The sequence below is a fragment of the Bradyrhizobium sp. SZCCHNR1002 genome (genome assembly GCF_032381435.1).
GTDB lineage: Bacteria > Pseudomonadota > Alphaproteobacteria > Rhizobiales > Xanthobacteraceae > Bradyrhizobium > Bradyrhizobium aeschynomenes.
Genome location: NZ_JAUHIS010000002.1, coordinates 82,729 through 100,275, shown reverse-complemented (window position 1 = coordinate 100,275; position 17,547 = coordinate 82,729). Strand labels below are relative to the sequence as shown.

Genomic DNA, 17,547 nt, shown 5'->3' with positions numbered 1-17,547 from the left:
AACCGATCCCCCGCGGCGCGCGGGGCGCGGCGGGACGGCAGACATACACGAGATGAGCTGTTCGAGAAAACGACGGGAGATCGCATTCGCGGCTTGGAGCACGCGGAGCGTTACTAGAACGATTCCAAATCTCGTTGCGCGGCATGGCGACGACGGCGCGGCGGCAGACACCGCTCGCGCCAAGTCCGAGCGCTCCTACTCGATCAGTGCCTGGTAGATCAGATTGCGCAATAGCGAGCGATAATGCGGTGCCTGCGGCGGCGGCAGCTGCATCATCAGCACGACGATGAGCTTCTCCTCCGGGTCGACCCAGAACGCAGTGCCGTAGAGCCCGGTCCAATAGAATTCGCCGACTGATCCCGGCAGCGGGTTGCGCCCCGCATGTGTCCTGACGGCAAAGCCGAGACCGAAGCTCTGGCCGTCCTCCGGCGTCGGCGCGGTCGCCTGCGGGTGGAAGCCCAGCAAGGTGACTTGGCTGAACGCGATGCCCGGCGGCAGATGATCTGATGTCATGAAGGTGACGGTCTTTGCCGCGAGCAGGTGCTTGCCGTTCCATTCGCCGCGATTGAGCAGCATCTGCGCGAACTCGGCGTAGTCGGCGGCCGTCGACACCATGCCGCCGCCGCCGGACATCCAATTCGGCTGCCTGGTCATGTCGGGCATTGGCGGCCGCTTGCCGGTGGTGGGATCGGCTTGCGGCTCGGCGATGCGTGCGGCCTTGTCCCCGCCGACGGAGAAGCCGGTGTCGGTCAGCGCCAGCGGCTTGTTGATGCGCTCGGCAATGAACTGATCGAGCCGCTGGCCCGAGACGACCTCGACGATGCGGCCGAGCACGTCGGTCGACATGCTGTAGTCCCATGTCGTGCCCGGCTGCGCCGCAAGCGGCAGCTTCGCCAGCTTCGTGATCAGGTCGGCCGATGTCTGGCTCGGATCGAACAGATTGGCATTGTTGTAGGCCTGCTTGACCAGTGACTTGCCGAAGATGCCGTAGGTCAGGCCCGACGTGTGCCGCATCAGGTCCTGCACGGTCATCTCGCGCCGGGCCGGCTCCAAGGTCAGCTCCGGCTGGCCGGTGCCTTGATTGATCTTCTCGACGCCGACCTGCAGGCCCTTGAACTCCGGCAGATAGACCGAGACCGGGTCGAGCAGTTGCAGCCGGCCTTCCTCGACCAGCATCATGGCCGCGACCGAGGTGAACGGCTTGGTCATCGAGGCGACGCGGAAGATCGCGTCCAGCTTCATCGGCACCTGCTTCTCGCGGTCCTGGAAGCCGAAGGCCTTGGCATAGGCCACCTTGCCCTTGCGCGCGACCAGCACCACGGCGCCGGGGATCAGCCCCTTGTCGACGTCGGCCTGGAACGCATGGGTCAGGCGTTGCAGCCGCTCGGACGACAGCCCGACGTTTTCGGGCCGATCGACCTTGGGCAGGCCTTCGGCGAAGGCCGGGATCGTGAGGCTGGCGGCTAGCAGCAACGATGACAGCGTGGCGCGCCACGGCCCTTGCATCTGCAGAGACGGTCGCATGGCTCCTCCCTCTGGTGTTGTTGGGCAGTCAGAACAGCCTGCGCGTGCGGAAGCCGTCCGTGATTGATTTGGGTCAATGGCGACGTCCGCGCCGGCGAGGCCGGGCGCTTCGTGAGCTTCAGGAACCGGCTCAGGCGGCTTTCCAATGCGCCCGCAGCGCCGCTGCGATGCTGTCTGGCCGCTCGACGATGCTCCAGTGGCCGGCGTCCGGCTCGACATGCAGCGTAGCGTCGTGACGCCTGGCGAAGCGGCCGAGGACATCGAAGGACATGTAGGGATCGTGCGCGGCTGAGATCACGAGCCCGCGTCGCGGCAGCTGCGCGAGGCGCGCGATCCAGTCGCCGCCGAAGCGCAGCCCATCGGCGGAGCGATACAGCGCGAGGATCGCCCGGCGCATCGGCGCCCGCCATGCCGCGGCTTCACGCGCGGCCAGCTCCGGTGGCAGCCCGCTCTGCCGGAACATCCGCGCCATCGCCCCCTGGCTCGACACCGCCATGACGACCTCGCCCAGGACCGGCGTGTTCCAGAGCCGAGCGATGCGATGCCCGCGATAGTCCGGATCGAGCGCGCCACCGGCCACCGCCCACGAGCGCACCAGCTCCGGCCGCAGCGACGCCGCGCGCAGCACCAGCAGTGCGCCCCAATCATGCCCGACCAGATCGAGCGGCCCGAACGCCGCATGCTGTGCTTCCATCAGGGCGACAAGCCAGTCGGCGTAGGCGTCCTTGGTGCAGGCGAAGCCCGGAGGCACATCGCCCCCGAAGCCGGGCAGGGCAGGCACTGCCACGGTCTCGCTGAGCGCTGCGATCAGCGGTCCCCAGATTGCGGGCGTATCCGGCACGCCGTGGACGAAGATGCGGTTTGTCATGAGGTCATGTACCATATGCTCGATCTTCGTATTCGGCGAAATTTTCTCTTTCCCTTTTTCAGAAAACGTGCTTCTCTACGCCATCCCGCCTCATCGAAGAGGGGCGTACGCGTCGTCACGATACGTGGAGTGCGGGGAGCGATGGCCGTGAGGCGCCGGTGGACGACCGGTGTCTTGCGGACGGCGAAGTCGTGTGGTCCTGGCCTCCCGATGCTGAGGTCAAGTTCGTGCCGTTGCGCGAAGCAGCAGTGCGGATGATGGGGGCAAGAAAGCCCGGTCCCCAGGGAGAGCACGAAGTAAGCCGTAAAGCCGTTGCGCAGGGAAGGCCGGGATGTCCTGGCCGATCCTGTGGTTCCTGCCCCGTGCACTTCTTTCCGCACGGGGGCCGCGGGTGTCGGCAGACGCCCGGCCTTCCCTGCACCCTCGATTGCCGAGGGGCGGTGCTGATGATCAGCCTGGGCACGATGGTGCCGCGGGAGCGGAGAGGTGTGTGCGGATGCGATTGGAACAATCGATCAAGGCCAGAGGGGCGCCCAGCTCGTGCGTCAAACACCGGCGTCATTGCGAGCGGAGCGAAGCAATCCAGGGCTGCGTGCGTGACTCTGGATTGCTTCGCTTCGCTCGCAATGACGCGGAGAGAGTTTGCCCCACCCACGGCTGTCATCGTCCGCGCAGGCGGACGATCCAGTATTCCAGAGGCAGTTATGGTCGGCTGAGAGGCGGCGGCGTACTGGATACCCCGCTTTCGCGGGGTATGACGGCGGGGGATGGGGCGGCGGCGCTGGCCCCCAGCGCAAGAGAACTGGGCCTTAGGCAAAAGAATGAGGACCAGAGGCCGCAAGCCCCCCAATACGTCACCCCTTCTGACCCTTATTCGGCGTTGCGAGGCCGTTTCATTCCCGGTAAAAGCACCGTCGAAGGCACTTCGGCAACACTCCATCAATGGTTTTGCCGCACCATTTTCGTGTCTTCGCAAAGGGTTTGGCAATGCTGATTCGCAGCGCAGAGATCGAGGCCATCGCCGGGGCAGACGCCCGGTCGATCGCGCTCGCCTCGCTGTCCGCTCGCGGCCTGACCGGCGCGCTCGAGCTTCTGCTTCTTAGCTGCCCCTGAGGGCCGGCTGGGCGGGATGCGCCTGGGCACTCAGGGGGCTGCTTCGACACCGAAACACCCTTCAGCGCCCAATGTCTGGAGATCCTGACAGCCAGGCGCACCACCTTCAGACTTCGAGGAAAGCCAATGTCCAATCCCGTTCAGTCCGACAAGGACCGCGTCGTCATTTTCGACACCACTTTGCGCGACGGCGAGCAGTGCCCCGGCGCCACCATGACGTTCGAGGAGAAGCTCAACATCGCCGCCATGCTGGACGGCATGGGCGTCGACATCATCGAGGCCGGCTTCCCGATCGCCTCCGACGGTGACTTCGAAGCGGTCAACGAGATCGCCAAGCGCACCCAGAACGCGGTGGTCTGCGGCCTGTCGCGCGCCGGCGCCAAGGACATCGACCGATGTGCGGAAGCGATCCGCCCGGCCAAGCGCGGCCGCATCCACACCTTCCTGTCCACCTCGCCGGTGCACATGAAGTACAAGCTGCAGATGGACCCGCAGCAGGTGTTCGAGCTGGTGATCTCCTCGGTGACGCGCGCGCGCAATCACACCGACGACGTCGAATGGTCGTCGGAGGACGGCACCCGCACCGAGTTCGACTTCCTGTGCCGCTGCGTCGAGGCCGCGATCAAGGCAGGCGCCACCACCATCAACATCCCGGACACCGTCGGCTACGCCGTTCCGGAGGAGTATTACGACCTGTTCAAGCGCGTGCGCGAGAGCGTGCCGAACTCCGACAAGGCGGTGTTCTCGGTCCACTGCCACAACGACCTGGGCATGGCGGTCGCCAACTCGATGGCCGGCGTGCGCGCCGGTGCCCGCCAGATCGAGTGCACCATCAACGGTATCGGCGAGCGCGCCGGCAACGCGGCCCTGGAAGAGGTCGTGATGGCGATGCGCGTGCGCAACGACAAGCTGCCGTTCTGGAACAAGATCGACACCACGCAGCTGACCCATGCCTCGAAGGTGGTGTCGGCGGCGACCTCGTTCCCGGTGCAGTACAACAAGGCGATCGTCGGCCGTAACGCCTTCGCGCATGAGAGCGGCATCCATCAGGACGGCATGCTGAAGAATGCGCAGACCTACGAGATCATGCTGCCGGAGACGGTCGGCGTGAAGCAGACCTCGCTGGTGATGGGCAAGCATTCCGGCCGCCACGCCTTCATCCACAAGCTGGAGGAGATGGGCCACAAGCTGGCGGGCAACCAGGTCGAGGACGCCTTCGTCCGCTTCAAGGCTTTGGCCGACCGCAAGAAGCACATCTATGACGAGGACATCGAGGCCTTGATCGACGAGGGCATGGTGAGCGCCCATGACCGCATCAAGCTGCTGTCTTTGAGCGTCATCGCCGGCACCCGCGGCCCGCAGCGCGCCACCATGAAGCTCGACGTCGACGGCGTGACCAAGATCGAGGAGAGCGAGGGCAACGGGCCGGTCGATGCCGTGTTCAACTGCATCAAGTCGCTGGTGCCGCACGAGGCCAAGCTGGAGCTGTACCAGGTCCACGCCGTGACCGAGGGCACCGACGCCCAGGCCGAGGTCTCGGTCCGGCTGTCGCAGGACGGCCGCTCGATGACCGCGCGCGCGGCGGATCCGGATACGCTGGTGGCTTCGGCAAAAGCCTACCTCGGCGCGCTGAACAAGCTGGTGATGAAGCGCCAGCGCGACGTCGCGCATGGGGCTGGCGCATCGGCTGCGGCAGCGAGCTGACCCCAAGACGTCATTCCGGGGCAGCCGCGAGGGCGGCTGAACCCGGAATCCCGAGCTTGGTTTGCACCGGCTGTCGCAATCTCGAGGTTGCCCGATGCGCAATTGCGCATCTGAGGTTCGGCCCTGCGGGCCGCCCTGGACCGACGAACAGGAAGCGGCGGGCCTCGTCATCGCAGCGTCGCTTGGACTTGTTTTGCTCCGTCATTCCGGGGCGCGCGGAGCGCGAGCCCGGAATCCATACTCCCGATCGTGGTTATGGATTCCGGGCTCGCTCGCGTTGCTCGCGCCCCGGAATGACGGCGGAAGGGGGGCGGTCGCTGCTGCATCGCAGCACGCGAATCCCGCCCGTGCTGCTAACGGTGAATGGCATTCCCGCCGCGTACCCGCTAACAATGTCCTTGGCATACAAAGCGGGGGCGTCGTTGCAATGCCCCCCGAACGTCGGGAGGACACTTTGCACCAGTTCAAATTCCGCCATCTGATCGCCACCGCCGCGTCGCTGGCTGCGCTCGCGCTGGCCGGCCCGGCCTCGGCCGCCGATCCGATCGTGATCAAGTTCAGCCACGTGGTGGCCTCGAACACGCCGAAGGGCCTCGCCGCCGACAAGTTCAAGGAGCTGGCCGAGAAGTACACCGACGGCAAGGTCAAGGTCGAAGTCTATCCGAACTCGCAGCTCTACAAGGACAAGGAAGAGCTCGAGGCGCTGCAGCTCGGCGCGGTGCAGATGCTGGCGCCGTCGAACTCCAAGTTCGGCCCGATCGGCATCAAGGAATTCGAGGTGTTCGATCTGCCCTACATTCTGCCCGACCTCGCCACCTTGCGGAAGGTCACCGACGGCCCGCTCGGCGCCAGGCTGCTGAAGCTGCTGGAGCCGAAGGGGATGATCGGGCTGGCCTACTGGGACAACGGCTTCAAGCAGATGAGCGCCAACAAGAAGCTGGTCGATCCCGCCGACTACAAGGGCCTCAAGTTCCGCATCCAGTCCTCGAAGGTGCTGGACGCGCAGTTCCGCACGCTCGGCGCCATCCCGCAGGTGATGGCGTTCTCCGAAGTCTATCAGGCGCTGCAGACCGGCGTCGTCGACGGCCAGGAGAACACGCCCTCGAACATCTATACGCAGAAGATGCACGAGGTGCAGAAGTACATCACGCTCACCAATCACGGCTACATCGGCTATGTCGTGGTCGTGAACAAGAAGTTCTGGGACGGTCTGCCGCCGGACATCCGCGCCGCCTGCGAGAAGGCGATGAAGGAGGCAACCGCGTATGGCAACGGCCAGTCGGCGAAGGAGAACGACGACGCGCTGGAGGAGATCCGCAAGTCGGGCAAGTCCGAGCTGGTCAAGCTGACGCCGGCCCAGGACGAAGCGATGCGCAAGGCGATGCAGCCGGTCTACAAGGACGTCGCAGGGCGCGTCGGCCAGCCGCTGATCGACGAATTCCTCAAGGAGACACGCGGCACGACCAATTGAGCGCATGAGCGAAGGATGCGCGGGCTGTCCGCCCCGCGCATCGCAACAGACAAGGCGTTCCGGGGGACGCCCAAAACAAGCAGACGGCGCGACAAGCGCCGTGAACGTTTGAAGTTTGGGGGGAGGGGACTTGGGTTTCCTGTTGCGCATCCTCGATCGGCTCGAGGAGATCCTGATCGCATTCCTGATCGCGGCGGCGACCTCGATCATCTTCGTGGCCGTGCTGCACCGCTATCTGGTCGGCATACCCTTCCTCTATCCGATCCTGTTCCCGATCGACCTGTCCTGGGCGCAGGAGCTGTGCATCTACATGTTCGTGTGGATGGCCAAGTTCGGCGCCGCCTATGGCGTGCGCACCGGCATCCATGTCGGCGTCGACGTCGTCGTCAACATGCTCAGGCCCTCGTTGCGCAAGGTGACGATCCTGTTCGGCCTGCTGTGCGGGGCGCTGTTCACCGCGATCATCGGCACGATGGGCGCCAAGTTCGTCTATGGCCTGTCGATGACCGACCAGGTGACGCCGGACATGGAGATCCCGAGCTGGCTGGTCTATCTGTGCATCCCGCTCGGCTCCTACCTGATGTGCTTCCGCTTCCTCCAGGTCGCCTGGCACTATCTCCGCCACGACGAACTGCCGCATCACGACCACGCTTACGTCGAAGGTGTCGACCCGACGGCGACGGAGGTGCTGCGATGAGCAGCCTCCTGATCTTCAGCCTGCTCATCTTCCTGATGCTGACAGGCATGCCGATCTCGATCGCGCTCGGCCTCACCGTGCTGTCGTTCGTGTTCTTCATGACCAACGTGCCGACCGAATCGGTCGCGCTGAAGCTGTTCACGGGCATCGACAATTTCGAGATCATGGCGATCCCGTTCTTCATTCTCGCCGGCAACTTCCTGACCCATGGCGGTGTCGCGCGAAGGATGATCAATTTCGCGACCTCGATGGTCGGGCATTGGTATGGCGGCCTGGGGCTTGCCGGCGTCGTGGCCTGCGCGCTGTTCGCCGCCGTGTCGGGCTCGTCGCCCGCCACCGTGATCGCGATCGGCTCGATCATGCTGCCGGCGATGGTGAAGCAGGGTTTTCCCAAACGGTTCGGCGCCGGGGTGATCACGACGTCGGGCGCTCTCGGCATCCTGATCCCGCCCTCGATCGTCATGGTGGTGTATTCGGTGGCGACCGGCGGCAGCATCGCACTCGATCCTGCCGGCCACCGCGTCTCCTCGGCCTCGGTGGGGCAGCTGTTCATCGCCGGCGTGGTCCCCGGCATCATGCTGGCGACATTGCTCGGCCTCACGACCTTCTACCGCGCCTGGAAGAACGACTATCCGAGACTGCCGCGCGCCAGCTGGGCCGAGCGCTTCACGGCCTTCCGCAAATGCATGTGGGGCCTGCTGCTGATCGTGATCGTGCTCGGCGGCATCTACACCGGCAAGTTCACGCCGACCGAGGCCGCCGCCGTCAGCGCCGTCTACGCCTTCGTCATCGCGGTGTTCGTCTATCGCGACATGTCGCTGAAGGACGTGCCGAAGGTGCTGCTCGGCTCGGCGAACATGAGCGCGATGATTCTCTACATCATCACCAATGCCGTGCTGTTCTCGTTCCTGATGGCCAACGAGAACATTCCCCAGCAGATCGCCAACTGGATGGCTGCGGCGGGCGTCAACTGGATCGTGTTCCTGCTGGTGGTCAACATCCTGCTGCTGCTCGCCGGCAACGTCATGGAGGCCACCTCGATCGTCTTGATCATGGCGCCGATCCTGTTCCCGGTGGCGGTCAAGCTCGGCATCCATCCGGTGCATCTGGGCATCCTGATGGTGGTCAACATGGAGGTCGGCATGTGCCATCCGCCCGTGGGCCTCAATCTCTATGTCGCCTCCGGCATCGCCAAGATGGGCATCACCGAGCTGACCATTGCCGTCATGCCATGGCTGCTCACCATGCTGGGCTTCCTGGTGCTCGTCACCTACGTCCCGGAAATCTCGCTCTGGTTGCCGCGCATGCTGGGGATGCTTTGAGGCGTAGCAATGAACTGAAACTGATTTGCAGAAACAGAAAGCGATTTGAAGCAATTACATCTTCGTAAGGTCGCACACTCTGTCCAAACTGTAAGTTGAAGACCGGGTGCGGCGGGCTCATGCTGCACCGGCTTTCCAAGGAGGTTGGCATGAGGAAGTTCACCGTTGCCGCTGTCGCCGTGCTCGCCATTGCCGGCTCGACCGCGGTCTACGCCCAGCGCGGCTGGTTTCATGATCACATGCATCATGCGCGCATGAATCCGGAAGACCGTGCCGCGATGCTCGATGCGCGCATCGCAGCCGTCCATGCCGGCCTGAAGCTATCGGCCGACCAGGAGAAGCTTTGGCCGCCGGTCGAGAGCGCCGTCCGCGATCTCGTCAAGCTGCGGTTCGACCGCGCCAACGCGCGGATGAAGGCGGCCGACGACGCGCAGGACAAGGACGTCGATCCGGTTGCGCGGCTGCGTGACCACGCCGACACCATGGCCGTGACGGCGGATGCGATGAAGAAAGTCGCTGACGCCGCCGACCCGCTCTACAAGACCCTCGACGAAGGCCAGAAGCGTCGGCTCTCGGCGTTGACGCGGCCCATGGGACGCATGATGGGCCCTGATGGTCCGCGCCACCATCGCTGGATGGAGCGCGGCGAGGGCGGGCCCGGGGATGGTCCGCGCTTCGGCGAGCATCGCTTCGGTCCGGGACCGATGGGCCACCCGATGGACCGCATGGGCTGGTCCGATGAGGATCGGGAGTCCGGGCGGCTCTGAGGGCGGGGCGACGATCCGCCTGATTCCGCTTCGAATTTCGCTTGGGGAAAGCCGCCGCCCGCCGGCGGTTTTTCTACATCGAAATCGCCGAAAAATCGTCAGGGATCGCTGGACATCCCGGAATCGCTTTGCTAAACGACCGGCTCTTGCGAAGGCTTTCTCCGGATGCAAGATCCGGGCGCATAGCTCAGTTGGTAGAGCAGCTGACTCTTAATCAGCGGGTCCTAGGTTCGAGCCCTAGTGCGCCCACCAAGCCTTTCAAGGACTTGTGCCGAAACACCGTTTGGGCTTGAAAAACTAAAACGGTTTTTCAAACGGTGTTTTTCGATATACTGCTCTCAATAATTTGAAAAACCGAACCAGAGGACGTGCGGCTGGCGAGCCACGATCTTCGGTGCTGTCCAGATCCAATTTCTTTGAACGTTAAGAAGCTGCTGACGTCCGAATGGCGTACGCCGGCCTACCTGAGGGTGACCAGAATTGAGGCCGGCAAATCCCTCAGCCATGCGAGGACGTGACGAAGGTTGTGGCCCGGCGGCGGTAAGGATCACGTTGATGGCGTCACCCTCACGGCCCTTGAGATGGCTGCGGCCGAGATGCCCATTGCTCTTCATGTGGCTGATGATCGGCTCGATGGCTGGGCGCGGCGCAACTTGCGTCCGGTAACGTCGAATGTGCCGCGCTTCTGCCCGGAGATGAAGACGCGGCGCAGACTGCGCATGGAGCACGAACTGGCTGCCCGACTCGCGGCCGTTGGTGGTGACGATCGAAGCCTTGACGCCGAACTCGTAAGGCGCCGTGCCTTGCCCTGCGGATGCATTCGATCTCCGGCACGTGCAGGAATGGAGCTTCCAGCCGCACTGGCGCTGCTGCTATGACCTGACCTGGTTCGCGGGGGCAGCGGCGTATCGAACACTGCTTCGAGTTCGCGGCGCAATTGCCGACGATGTTCCTCTCAATTGATGCCTAATCTGCAAGTCTCAGGCTTCCGAGCTTCGACTCTGCCAACGCCTGCAATCGGAAACGCGCCAATATCCATAAATCCGATTCCGAGCCAGATACTTATTTGTTATTTAAAGACGGCTAATTAGTTTGTCGAGGGAGCACTCCGAACGAGCTCAAGGCGCGCATTGTTGCTGCGTTCGAAAGCAGGTGCGTTTCTGGTGCGGCGACCCCCAACAGTATTCGTGGTCGCTAAGTCTCGTGGCTTGAAACCTGCAACCAGACCGTTATGAGCGGGAGGATATTGAACGGGTTCGTTGATCTTGCTGGGTTTTCATTTGATTTCGATCGCATTCGTTGTGTTTTGATGCGGTCGTTTCTGGTGCGGATGCAGAAGCCGAATTCAAGCCTTTGTTCTCGTATCGTGCGGCTAGCCGGCTTTTGGAATCTGCTCCACGAGTTCGCGAACAGTTTCGAGGCACGTTTCTTGTTCGTGCTCCCATCCAGCTTGGATGTCGAGCTCTGCGAGGTCTGCTTTGAGGTAGTCGACGCGGATACTATTGACGCGACGAAGGAGGTCGTCCTTTTTCGAAGCAACTGCACTCAAGTTTGTGGTGAGGGAGACGCCGTCGATCTTTTTGATGACTGTGATGTCGAAGATGTCGCGAGGCTTCAGCATCGTCGCCCGGTGGTACATCTTCTTGAGCGCGATCTCCGTTGGAGGCTCAACGATGATCGTTGGCTTCCAACCCTTCCGAATTGACGTCAGGTCGATCTCTTTCTCGACTGGATCAAGCGCCGAGAGGGCGCCGCTGACGATAAAGTCGATCTCGCCCTCTGGATATCTGAGTTTGAGATAGTGGGCGGCCTTGTCCCAATCCGCGCAGTTCCATACGTCCGTGATCTCAGGCCATAGCAAGGCAAGATACTGTGGGTCGTCGATGAACGCGTCGATGTCCCGGCTCAGCCGGTGGTTCGCATGAAGCATGAGGGCGGTGCCGCCGCCCAGCACCCAATCTGGAGCCGGCTGGCCCTGCTGCTTGAGGTCCTGGAGCCCGTCGAGTGTTCGCCCAAGAAGTCTACGCCAGCCGCTCAAGTGCGCGCTCCAATGCAGGGTTGCTTTCGCCCGTGGCCGATTTCATCGATCGATAAGAGGCAGCCAGGTTCTGCATGGGAATAGCGTGAAGCCGAGCAAATTCCAGAACGAGTTCAGGTCGTACTTCTGTAAAGAACGTCGCAACATGGGCGATCCAGTTTTGCCAGTCTCTTGAGGTGAGGCGATCAACAAGATCGACAGCTTCCATGGTTCGACGGTATGGAGCGTTGATCGTGCCCAGAACAAGTTGATCGATGCTCTGACGCTTTGTGGCCCGATTGGAGGAGCGTGCGGGAGGATCCGATGTCGTCGTGCGACGCGTCGGTTTGTTTTTTGCGGGATCGGCCGCAATAGTCTCCGTGGAACTGCCTCTGCGCTTCTCAAGACCCGCGGCGTCTTCGGCAAGCGCTTCCATCGCTGCGCGCTGGGCGTCGATCTGCGACTTCAGCATCAACACGTCCCTTAGCTTGGCACGGCGGTGCTTGCCGACATACCGGAACGGCAGGTCACCGACGTCCATGCGATGGACGACCAGTGGCCTGGAAATTCCCAGAATGTCCGCCGCATCGTTCGGACTGAGTTCCTGATCCTCGGCGAGGACAGCGACGCGCTCTCCCTGGAGCAGATGGCCGAGCGCCGCCTCCAGCAGCGACGCTGCATTCGGTGGCAGCCTGATGACTTGATCCTCGCCCGACCGGCGACGGACCCGGACTTCGACCTGATCGCCCTTGCCAAGCTTCTCGAAGGTCTTGGCCGCCTTGCGGTCCCGGTCGGAGAGCTGGACGAATTGCAGCACATGGGTAGTCATGGTCGGATCCTTGCCGAGTCCCAATATATGACTTCCCTCACTTAACTGCAATATCTGAAATGTTCTGCTGAAGGCGCGGACCTCGGCAATGGGCTATAGAATGGTAACCGAGGGAGGAGCCGTGACCCGAGACCAGCCCGACCTTCTTGGGACAACAGAACGCGACCGCGAAATCGCGGCGCTCCGCGAGCGGTTGGCACGGCTCGAATCCGAAAAAGCAGAGCTACAAGCAAATCTCAATAGGCTGATCTCCACGCCGGAAGCTCATCCCAGCCCGCATCTTGCCGGCGGCGGCTCGGTGACAAATGCCTCGAGCCCCGCCACCAAGATAGCTCTGTTTCGTTCGCTATTTCGAGGCCGACATGATGTGTTCCCGAAGCGTTGGGAGAACGCAAAGACTGGCAAGGCAGGCTATGCCCCGGCCTGTGCAATGAGTGGATGCCGCGAATCTGCGGCAAGCCGAAAGTAAAGTGCGGTGACTGTCCGCATCATGCCTTCCTTCCCGTCACCAATGATGTGATCGGTGGACACCTCCGTGGACACCATACGATTGGTGTCTATCCTCTCCTGACGGATGAAACTTGCTGGTTTCTGGCAGTCGATTTCGACAAGGCGACTTGGATGAATGAGTCCGCTGCTTTCCTGCAAGCATGCTCGGCGCGCGGCATTCCGGCGGCGCTCGAGCGTTCCCGTTCAGGGCAAGGGGCTCACGTGTGGATCTTCTTCGCGGAGCCGGTTACAGCCGCGATCGCGCGTCGGCTCGGCGCGCATCTCATCACGGAGACCATGGAGCGCAATCCAGACATCGGCTTTTCGTCCTATGACCGGTTCTTCCCCAGTCAGGATAGTATGCCGGCAGGGGGGTCGGCAATCTCATCGCGCTTCCCTTGCAACATGATCCGCGCTCGGCTGGGAACAGCCTCTTTCTCGACGAGACGACTTTTGAGCCTCATTCCGATCAATGGGCTTTCCTCGCGACGGTCAGGCGTATGACGCTTGCAGAGGCAACAGCGGTTGCCGAAGAGGCCGGAAGGCACGGACGAGTGACGGGACTGCGGTTGCCTCTGGAGGAGGAAGACGATGCGCCTTGGGCCGTGCCGCCCTCCCGGCGGAAACCGGAGATCTCGATTACCGGACCCATGCCTGACCGCATCGATGTCATGCTGGCAGACCAGATCTATATTCAGCGTGAAGGACTTCCCGCCGGCCTCGTCAATCGACCCATTCGGCTGGCCGCCTTTCAGAACCCGGCGTTCTACAGTGCGCAAGCCATGCGGCTTTCGACATTTGGGCTTCCGCGCATTATCGCATGCGCCGAATTGCTTTCGCATCACATCGCCCTGCCACGCGGGTGCCGTGAGGGTGTTGAGGAGTTGGCGAGTGGCCTGAACGTCGATCTGTGCTGGCGGGATGAACGAAACGCAGGAGCCGACATCCAGGCGGGCTTTCTTGGGACGCTGACCAAGAAGCAGAAGACAGCAGTCACAGCCCTGCTGGCGCACGAAACCGGCGTGCTGGCAGCGACTACGGGATTCGGGAAGACGGTCGTGGCGGCGGCGATGATTGCCGAACGCAAGGCCACCACGCTCATCCCCGTGCATCGCCGTCAGCTCATGGAGCAATGGGCCACACGTCTGCAAAACTTCCTCGATTTGCCGCAGGACAGTATTGGCCAGGTTGGTGGAGGAGCGCGCAAGCCGACTGGCATCATTGACATCGCGATGATCCAAAGCCTTGCCCGCGGGGGCATCGTAGATGATCTGGTTGCTGGATATGGCCAACTGATTGTCGATGAGTGCCATCATCTTTCGGCCGTCAGCTTCGAGGCGGTGGCACGACGTGCGAAGGCAAGGTTTGTCTTGGGTCTCTCCGCCACGGTCACCCGCAAAGACGGTCATCACCCGATCATCTTCATGCAATGTGGTCCCGTACGTTTTCGCGTAGACGCAAAATCTCAAGCCGCTCGACGTCCCTTCGGTCATCGCGTCGTGCCGCGCAGAACATCCTTCGTGCTTCCACCTGAGCTCCAGTACGATCGCCCGCCGATTCAGCAGGTCTACGCGGCGCTTGCCGCTGACGAGGCTCGCAACGGTATGATCTTTGACGATGTCTTACAGGCGCTGGAGCATAAGCGGTCGCCGGTCATCTTGACCGAGCGCAAGGACCACGCGTTGCTCCTGGCCGAAAGGCTCTCTCGTTTCGCACGCAATGTCATCGTCTTGACCGGAGGGGTAGGCGTGAAGCAAAGAAGAGGCGCAACGCAAAGGCTCGGCGATATTCCCGCGACCGACGAGCGGATGCTGATCGCCACCGGGCGATACATCGGCGAGGGCTTCGATGATGCTCGGCTCGATACGCTCTTTCTTGCGATGCCGATCTCATGGAAGGGAACGCTCGCACAATATGTCGGGCGTCTGCATCGATCATACCATGCCAAGCGCGAGGTCATCGTCTACGACTACGTCGATGAAGCCGCGCCAGTCCTGAAACGCATGAGCGAGAAGCGGGGCAGGGGTTACAAGAGCCTCGGCTATACGATCGACGATAGCGGCGCGACATTGTCAAACCATCCAACGATGTTGCCGATGTTATGAGCGTCGCTGCCTTATCGGGAAAGAAGAGTTGCGAAATGTCGACCCTTCGACCTTCGCCAGCCTATCCTTTTCTCCCCCGCGCTCTCCGATTGCGCGGCCGTCTGAAAGTGGACCTTCTGACATCTGCAGCCAGGGCGTATGGTGGGCCCGGCAGGACTCGAACCTGCAACCAGACCGTTATGAGCGGGAGGATACTGATCGGGTTCGTTGATTTTCCTGGATTTTCGTTCGGTTTCGATCGCGTTTCACGCGGTTTGTTCAGGTCGTTTCTGGTGCGAAACTGGTGCGGCTAGTTATGCGGCGATTGCCCTCCCAGGCGAGCATCCTGGTCACGGGAGTCGAGGGCCCGACGACCGCCGCTGCCGCTTCGCATCATGGCGGTTATCATCAGGCGTTGCTGACACAACGGGACGGCGCGAGCTGACGCAGGTTGGCCGCGAATGATGAGGTGTTCGCAACGGCTTATTTGGAACGCAACGGCAAAGCCGCATTGTCCTCGGAAAGCATGAAAGTGAGATACGGACCGCGGTGGGCCCGGATGCGGCCAAGGCGTCTGGTGGCATGTGTTGCCATTCATCATGGGCAGTTCAGGCTCAACGTGGGCGCCGGCTCCAGACATCTCCCTTGCGCAATGTCTGTTTCGCATTGATTGCGACGGTCTCGGCGGCCACAATATCGATGCCCAGCACCCGCAGGATGGCTTGGGCCGCCATTGCCGGAATCGAGTCGTCTCTTTTGACCAATGCTTCGCGCATCGCGGCGCTGACGATGGCCAACAGCATCGCATACAGGGCCGGCGAATCGACCGTCTTGAAATAGCCCTGGCGGATGCCGATGCCGACATCCTTGCGAATCCCCGCAAAGATCTGCTCACGAAATTCTCCGAGATCGGAGAGTGCGTGGACGATCAGGCGCCCCCATGTCGGATCCTGCAGACCGCGTTCGATGAACAACATCGTTGCGAGCGCAACGCGCTCGGTGCCCTGCTCAATTCCAGCAATCGCCTCGTCGACTTCGCGGACCAATGCGGCCGCGACGGCGCCGGCGACGGCCTCGACCAGCTCCGTCTTGTTTCGGAAGTGATAATAGAAGCTTCCGTTGGAGAGCCCGGCCTCCTCGGCGACTTCCATGACGGACGTGCGTTCGATTCCTTTTTTGGCCATGACCGCGATGGCCGTATCCAGGATCAACGCTCGCGTCCGCAGGCGCTTGGTGTCGTCCTGACTTGCGTCCTGAAAGTGCCGGCTTTTCTTCGTCTGAGGCGCGTGCGTGCTCATTTCAAAGCAATAGCACGGTCAGGCTGCGGTGGCACCGATCATCCCATCCAATGAGCGCTGAATCATCTCCGTATATTCCGCTGCGGACGGGTGGTAGCGTGCGGTCTGGTTGAACGGGCTCGCATGCGCGCGCGAGCCCAAAGCTGAGACGTCGCCCCCCCTATAGCCAAGTTCGGCCAAGGTCGCCGGCAGGTTCAGGGTCCGCATCAACACGGCGATGGCCGCGGAAAGCGATGCGCCGGGGGGCAGTCCCATCGCCGCCGCAATGGCCGCGGCCCGATCGGAGGCGTGACGGCTGACGGAATCCAATGAGCAGACCAGGCCAATGCCGCTCAACAGTCCATGATGGAAGCCCTGGTCGCCGCAGGTGATCGCGATGGCGTGCGCCGGCCCTAGGCCCATGCTGATGGCTACGCCGCCGGCATAGGCAGCAGCCATCATCTCCGATCGTGCGCGAAGGTCACCGCCGCGCTCGGTTGCGTCTCGGATGGCCGCCATTGCTCGTCGGATGCCGTCCAATGCGAGCGCGTCGGCAAAGGGTAACATTCGGCTGGACAGATAGCCCTCCACGCAGTGCGAGATCGCGTCGATGCCGGTGGCTGCGGTGAGCCGGGGTGGCAGCGTCAACGACAGCTCCGGATCGAGCATCGCAAGATGCGGCACGATGGCGAGCGAACTCATTCCCGTCGAGGCGGTCGCGGCGTCCGGGTGGATGCCGGCATCGGGCGACGCCTCGCTGCCAGTTCCGGCAGTGGTCGGAAGCACTGCAAGCGGGGCGCATCGCCGAGGCCTGGCCGTGGGATTTCCGGCATAGGTGCTTACGCTGCCAGGGTTGGTGGCGAGCAGCGCGATGTATTTGGCCGTGTCGATCACCGAGCCACCGCCGAGCGCGATCACGCCATCGCAATGGCTTGCCCGGTAGAGCGCCGCACCCCGGTCGGCGTCCGAGAACAGGGGATTTTCCGTCACGTCGTTCAGGATTGCCGCGGCCGGGCCCCGCTTGAGCGCGGCGTTGACGCGATCGACCAGGCCGACCGTCGTGATCCCGTGGTCGGTCACCAGCATCGGCCGCCTCATGCCCAGACAATCGAGCTCCTCGTCGAGGCAGGACAGTGCACCGGCGCCGAACACGGTGCGGGGAAGTTGCAGTGACGCGACCATCTGCAATCCGGTGATCATTTTCCGCCGAGGACCATGCGCAATGCTCTCACAACGAGAGCCCAGCTCAGAAACCTGTAGCCGGCCCGCAACTCGTCGCCGCGAACGACGCCCTTCATCGGCATGGCGCCCATGATCGTGCCGCCGATGACAAGCCCGTCCTCCGTCGCGTCGACGCTGGTGATCGTCATCAGCTCGGTCCCTTC

At 62.7% G+C, this 17,547-nt stretch carries 14 protein-coding genes, 1 tRNA gene and 2 pseudogenes; 9 read left to right on the top strand and 8 right to left on the bottom strand.

Annotated features, from left to right (window positions below; genetic code table 11):
* Nucleotides 1-195: 195 nt before the first annotated feature.
* On the bottom strand, nt 196-1,524 hold the full coding sequence (locus QX108_RS12955; protein WP_315785371.1) for a serine hydrolase domain-containing protein: 1,329 nt from the start codon (nt 1,522-1,524) through the stop codon (nt 196-198).
* 130 nt (nt 1,525-1,654) lie between these two features.
* Nucleotides 1,655-2,392 carry an alpha/beta hydrolase gene (locus QX108_RS12950; protein ID WP_315785368.1) on the bottom strand — a complete coding sequence of 246 codons (738 nt, stop codon included), beginning with the start codon at nt 2,390-2,392 and terminating at the stop codon, nt 1,655-1,657.
* A gap of 987 nt (nt 2,393-3,379) precedes the next feature.
* Here QX108_RS12950 and QX108_RS12945 point away from each other — a divergent pair.
* The 7 genes from QX108_RS12945 (at nt 3,380) to QX108_RS12915 (ending at nt 9,718) form a co-directional block, all read left to right on the top strand.
* Nucleotides 3,380-3,505 carry a hypothetical protein gene (locus QX108_RS12945; protein ID WP_315718679.1) on the top strand — a complete coding sequence of 42 codons (126 nt, stop codon included), beginning with the start codon at nt 3,380-3,382 and terminating at the stop codon, nt 3,503-3,505.
* A gap of 126 nt (nt 3,506-3,631) precedes the next feature.
* Nucleotides 3,632-5,209: a 2-isopropylmalate synthase gene (locus QX108_RS12940; RefSeq protein WP_315785364.1), complete on the top strand. Its 1,578-nt coding sequence runs from the start codon at nt 3,632-3,634 to the stop codon at nt 5,207-5,209.
* A gap of 454 nt (nt 5,210-5,663) precedes the next feature.
* Nucleotides 5,664-6,680 carry a TRAP transporter substrate-binding protein gene (locus QX108_RS12935; protein ID WP_315718681.1) on the top strand — a complete coding sequence of 339 codons (1,017 nt, stop codon included), beginning with the start codon at nt 5,664-5,666 and terminating at the stop codon, nt 6,678-6,680.
* 130 nt (nt 6,681-6,810) lie between these two features.
* The gene (locus QX108_RS12930) at nt 6,811-7,377 is read left to right on the top strand and encodes a TRAP transporter small permease (RefSeq protein WP_315785362.1); all 567 of its coding nucleotides are present in this window, start codon (nt 6,811-6,813) and stop codon (nt 7,375-7,377) included.
* Nucleotides 7,374-8,699 carry a TRAP transporter large permease subunit gene (locus QX108_RS12925; RefSeq protein ID WP_315718683.1) on the top strand — a complete coding sequence of 442 codons (1,326 nt, stop codon included), beginning with the start codon at nt 7,374-7,376 and terminating at the stop codon, nt 8,697-8,699. Before QX108_RS12930 ends, QX108_RS12925 begins: the two co-directional genes overlap by 4 nt.
* Before the next feature lie 149 nt (nt 8,700-8,848).
* Complete coding sequence (locus QX108_RS12920) at nt 8,849-9,466, top strand: Spy/CpxP family protein refolding chaperone (RefSeq protein ID WP_315785359.1); 618 nt, start codon at nt 8,849-8,851, stop codon at nt 9,464-9,466.
* 176 nt (nt 9,467-9,642) lie between these two features.
* A tRNA-Lys gene (locus QX108_RS12915) sits at nt 9,643-9,718 on the top strand.
* Between the two features lie 208 nt (nt 9,719-9,926).
* On the opposite strand, the pseudogene QX108_RS12910 reads toward QX108_RS12915, so the two are convergent.
* From QX108_RS12910 to QX108_RS12900, 3 genes and pseudogenes are all read right to left on the bottom strand, one after another.
* A pseudogene (locus tag QX108_RS12910) lies at nt 9,927-10,338 on the bottom strand (IS5/IS1182 family transposase); the annotation flags it as partial.
* Between the two features lie 500 nt (nt 10,339-10,838).
* Nucleotides 10,839-11,504 (bottom strand): nucleotidyl transferase AbiEii/AbiGii toxin family protein, encoded by a 666-nt coding sequence (locus QX108_RS12905; protein WP_315785357.1) that lies wholly within the window; start codon nt 11,502-11,504, stop codon nt 10,839-10,841.
* Nucleotides 11,488-12,312, bottom strand: coding sequence for a hypothetical protein (locus QX108_RS12900; RefSeq protein WP_315785354.1), 825 nt, complete (start codon nt 12,310-12,312; stop codon nt 11,488-11,490). The genes QX108_RS12905 and QX108_RS12900 overlap by 17 nt, the downstream gene beginning before the upstream one ends.
* An 88-nt stretch (nt 12,313-12,400) precedes the next feature.
* On the opposite strand from QX108_RS12900, the pseudogene QX108_RS33500 reads away from it, so the two are divergent.
* Nucleotides 12,401-13,256, top strand: a pseudogene (locus tag QX108_RS33500) (TOTE conflict system archaeo-eukaryotic primase domain-containing protein); the annotation flags it as partial.
* Between the two features lie 195 nt (nt 13,257-13,451).
* Entirely contained in the window at nt 13,452-14,906 is a 1,455-nt protein-coding gene (locus tag QX108_RS12890; protein WP_315785348.1) for a DEAD/DEAH box helicase family protein, read from the top strand.
* Between the two features lie 593 nt (nt 14,907-15,499).
* Here the strand turns inward: QX108_RS12890 and QX108_RS12885 are convergent.
* The 3 genes from QX108_RS12885 to QX108_RS12875 are packed head-to-tail and all read right to left on the bottom strand — an operon-like array spanning nt 15,500 to nt 17,532.
* Complete coding sequence (locus QX108_RS12885) at nt 15,500-16,183, bottom strand: helix-turn-helix domain-containing protein (RefSeq protein ID WP_315785345.1); 684 nt, start codon at nt 16,181-16,183, stop codon at nt 15,500-15,502.
* Between the two features lie 18 nt (nt 16,184-16,201).
* Complete coding sequence (locus QX108_RS12880) at nt 16,202-17,362, bottom strand: iron-containing alcohol dehydrogenase (RefSeq protein WP_315785342.1); 1,161 nt, start codon at nt 17,360-17,362, stop codon at nt 16,202-16,204.
* A complete protein-coding gene (locus QX108_RS12875; RefSeq protein ID WP_315718690.1) occupies nt 17,359-17,532 on the bottom strand; it encodes a hypothetical protein in 174 nt (57 codons plus the stop codon). Before QX108_RS12875 ends, QX108_RS12880 begins: the two co-directional genes overlap by 4 nt.
* Nucleotides 17,533-17,547: the final 15 nt, after the last annotated feature.